3 protein-coding genes and 1 pseudogene are annotated in these 2,882 nt (G+C 74.1%); 1 reads left to right on the top strand and 3 read right to left on the bottom strand.

Going from position 1 to position 2,882, the window contains the following annotated elements; genetic code table 11:
* Positions 1-198, top strand: a pseudogene (locus tag JNW98_RS34705) (TetR/AcrR family transcriptional regulator); the annotation flags it as partial.
* 19 nt (positions 199-217) lie between these two features.
* Here the strand turns inward: JNW98_RS34705 and JNW98_RS34700 are convergent.
* The 3 genes from JNW98_RS34700 to aroA form a co-directional block, all read right to left on the bottom strand.
* Entirely contained in the window at positions 218-541 is a 324-nt protein-coding gene (locus tag JNW98_RS34700) for a DMT family transporter (protein ID WP_171167244.1), read from the bottom strand.
* An 86-nt stretch (positions 542-627) separates the two neighbouring features.
* Entirely contained in the window at positions 628-1,635 is a 1,008-nt protein-coding gene (rsgA, locus tag JNW98_RS34695; protein WP_223772259.1) for a ribosome small subunit-dependent GTPase A, read from the bottom strand.
* 15 nt (positions 1,636-1,650) lie between these two features.
* A partial coding sequence (aroA, locus tag JNW98_RS34690; RefSeq protein WP_223772258.1) for a 3-phosphoshikimate 1-carboxyvinyltransferase occupies positions 1,651-2,882 on the bottom strand: 1,232 nt, incomplete at its 5' end.

Genomic DNA, 2,882 nt, shown 5'->3' with positions numbered 1-2,882 from the left:
GGCAGCGCGGCGCGGGCGGCCGGCGAGGCCGGCGCCCGGACCGGCCGCCCGCCGGACCCGGAGTCGCTGCGCCGGGCGTGCGAGGCCGCCGTCCGGATGACCCTGGCGTACGTGGTCGCCCCGGCGGGCTCCGACACCGAGGCGGCCGAGGAGGTGGCGGACGTGGTCAGGAGGCTGCTCGACGGCGGGCGGGAGTGATCCCCGGGATCCGGCGCGCTCAGTGCGCGGAGCCCGACAGCTGGAGCCCGATCACCCCGACGATCACGAAGGCGATCGAGACCAGCTTCAGCGTGGAGACCAGGTCGTCCAGGAAGACCATGCCGTAGATCGCCGTCCCGGCCGCGCCGATGCCCGTCCACACCGCGTAGGCCGGGCCCACGTCCAGCTTGCGGAGGGAGAGCGTGAGCAGGCCGAAGCTGCCGAGGGCGAAGCAGGCGAAGGCGATCGTCGGCCACAGCCGGGTGAAGCCGTGCGAGAGTTTGAGACAGACGGCGAAGCCGGTTTCCAGAAGTCCTGCGACCACGACCAGCAGCCACGCCATCAGTTTCGCCTCCCGTGTCGTCGACCGCCCCGTCCGTCCCGGTGCTGATGCACTTGCCATCGGCGGTCATGCGCAAACGTAGGCGATCAGTCGCCTTCGCGCCGCTCCCGGGTGGCCAGAAGGCGCCGCAGCGAGTACAGCCGCTGCGGGTCGGCGTGCCCGTCCGCGACCCACTGGTCCAGCGCGCAGTCCGGTTCGTCGTGGCCGCACGCGCGCGGGCAGCCCTCCGTGCCCGGCACCAGGTCCGGGAAGGCGTTGATGACGCGCGAGGGGTCGATGTGGTTCAGCCCGAACGACCGCACGCCCGGGGTGTCGATCACCCAGCCGGAGCCGCCGGGCAGCGGCAGGGCCAGCGCCGACGTGGTGGTGTGCCGGCCGCGGCCGGTGACCGCGTTGACGTGCCCGGTGGCCCGCTGCCGGTCCGGGACGAGCGCGTTGACGAGCGTGGTCTTGCCGACGCCGGAGTGCCCGACGAACGCCGTGACCCGGCCGTTCAGCCGCTCCCGCACCCGCTCCGCGGCCTCGCCGACGGCCAGCTCCTCGCGGTTGGTGACCACGTACGGCAGGCCCAGCGCGCCGTAGGACTCCATCAGCTTCGCGGCCGGGGCGAGATCCGACTTCGTCAGGACGAGCAGCGGCTCCAGCCCCGCGTCGTACGCCGCGACCAGGCAGCGGTCGATCAGCCGGGGGCGCGGCTCGGGGTCGGCCAGGGCGGTGACGATGGCCAGCTGGTCGGCGTTGGCGACCACGACCCGCTCGAACGGGTCGGTGTCGTCGGCCGTCCTGCGCAGCACCGAGCGGCGCTCCTCGACCCGGACGATCCGGGCCAGGGTGTCCTTCTGCCCGCTCAGGTCGCCGACGACCGCCACCTGGTCGCCGACGACGACGCCCTTGCGGCCCAGCTCGCGCGCCTTCATGGCCATGACGATCCGGTCCTCGACGAGGACCGTCAGCCGGCCCCGGTCGACGGTGAGGACGAAGCCCTCGGCGGCGTCCTCGTGCTTGGGGCGGATGCTGGTCCGCGGCCGGTTGCCCTTGCGGTTGGGGCGGACGCGGACGTCGTCCTCGTCGGTGTGCTTGCCGTAGCGGCGCATGGTGTTCCGGGTCCCTCAGGCTCTCGACACCGTCGTCGCCCCCGCGACGGATCCGAGCATGCCGTGCCAGAGCTCAGGGAAGTCGGGGAGGGTCTTGGCGGTGGTCGCCACGTTCTCCACCTCGACGCCCGGAACGGCGAGGCCGAGCACCGCCGCGGCGGTGGCCAGCCGGTGGTCCTCGTAGGTGTGGAAGACGCCGCCGTGCAGCGGGCGCGGGCGGATGCGCAGGCCGTCGGCGGTCTCGGTGACGTCGCCGCCGAGCTCGTTGATCTCCTTGGCCAGCGCGGCCAGCCGGTCCGTCTCGTGCAGCCGCAGGTGGGCGATGCCGCGCAGCTCGGACTCGGAGTCGGCGAGCGCGGCCACCGCGGCGATCACCGGGGTGAGCTCGCCGACCTCGTGCAGGTCGGCGTCGATGCCGGTGATCCGGCCGGTGCCGGTGAAGGTCAGGCCCGCGTCGGTGAGTTCGCAGGAGCCGCCCATGGCGGTGAAGATGTCGCGCAGCGCGTCACCCGGCTGCGTGGTGCGCTCGGGCCAGTCGGGAATGGTGACCCGGCCGCCGGTGACCAGGGCGGCCGCCAGGAACGGCGCCGCGTTCGACAGGTCCGGCTCGACCACCAGGTCGCGGCCCAGCAGCGCGCTGGGGGAGACCCGCCACACGTTCGGCTCGCCGCCCGACTCGGGGGTGTCCACCTGGGCCCCGGCGGCGCGCAGCATCTCGACCGTCATCCGGATGTGCGGCATCGACGGCAGCACGGAACCTACGTGCCGTACCTCCACGCCCTGGTTGAACCGCGGCCCCGACAGCAGCAGCGCGCTCACGAACTGGGAGGACGACGAGGCGTCGATCTCCACCGGACCGCCCTCCAGCGCCCCGGCGCCGTGCACGGTCAGCGGCAGCGCGCCGCGGTCGTTGTCGTCGATGCGGGCGCCCAGGGCGCGCAGCGCGTCGATCACGCCGTGCAGCGGGCGCTCGTAGCTGCGCGGGTCGCCGTCGAAGCGGACCGGGCCGTCGGCGAGGGCCGCCACCGGCGGCAGGAAGCGCATGACCGTGCCCGCGTTGCCGACGTCGACGGTGGCCGGGCCGTGCGGCCGGGCCGGGATGATCCGCCACGCCTCGCCGGAGCCGTCCTGATCTCCCTCGGAGCTGGAGGAGACCGTCTCCTCGATGCCCACGCCCATCGCGCGCAGCGCCTCCGCCATCAGCAGGGTGTCGCGGGAGCGCAGCGGGCGGCGCAGCCAGCCGGGCT

Origin of the sequence: Streptomyces huiliensis (assembly GCF_020037025.1) — a bacterium.
In the GTDB taxonomy this organism is placed as follows: domain Bacteria; phylum Actinomycetota; class Actinomycetes; order Streptomycetales; family Streptomycetaceae; genus Streptomyces; species Streptomyces huiliensis.
The sequence above is the reverse complement of the archived record's forward strand: the minus strand, read 5'-3'. Positions and strand labels throughout refer to the sequence as shown.